Source organism: Knoellia aerolata DSM 18566 (assembly GCF_000768695.1).
GTDB lineage: Bacteria > Actinomycetota > Actinomycetes > Actinomycetales > Dermatophilaceae > Knoellia > Knoellia aerolata.
Genome location: NZ_AVPL01000156.1, coordinates 1 through 712 on the forward strand (window position 1 = coordinate 1; position 712 = coordinate 712).

Sequence of the window (712 nt, forward strand, 5' to 3'; positions counted from 1 at the left end):
TCTAGGTCAGCACTTGTGACTGGGGGCAACGCGTCACCATCGCCCCGGTCAAGATGCTGACGACTCCTGTCTGGAAGTTCACTTGCGAGAATGTCCCACGAGACTGCATGTGGGATGCGGCCTGCCGTGGCAATTTGAAGGCCGTCCTGGCCGCGGCCCGGGCGTCCCCATCGCCGCACCACCACCCCGCCCACGACGTTACCCGCCACCAACACCAGTGCCACGCGCCACGTCCCTGTAAAACCGGTTTGCCCCACGACGTACCGATACGTGTCCTGCGAGTGCTGATCGCGCGACCAGCGCGTGATGTCGTCCCAAGTGGTCGCCGAAAGAGTAAGCCGGCGAAGGGCGCGGGGAGGTCCGGCGGGCGATCCCGGCTCTGGCACTGAACTGCCACGTTCGGAAGAGGAGTCGCTGATGTCGAGGTCAAAGAGCGTATCCGCGGCAGAACTCGTCGTGCCTCCAGGCCAGATATCGTCGGGCATTCAAAGACCGTAGTGGACTGTGGGTCCCCAGAATGTGCGCATCCGCGCCGAGTCTGCGTCACACAGCCGCTTTCGCCCAGAGGGTTTGACCCCCGAAGACGGGCGCCGCTGTGCCGAACGTGACTGGGCGCTCGGGGGTTAATGCCTGCCCGGTGCCATCCCGGCTCGGGGGACGCCATCATGGGCTTGTGGCCCTAGTGAACCGCCCCGGGTTTAGTGGAGGGCGG

The 712-nt window shown here is 65.2% G+C and carries 1 protein-coding gene; it reads right to left on the reverse strand.

The window, feature by feature from the left end:
- A partial coding sequence (locus N801_RS21435) for a hypothetical protein (protein ID WP_211254767.1) occupies positions 1-485 on the reverse strand: 485 nt, incomplete at its 3' end.
- Between the last annotated feature and the right edge of the window lie 227 nt (positions 486-712).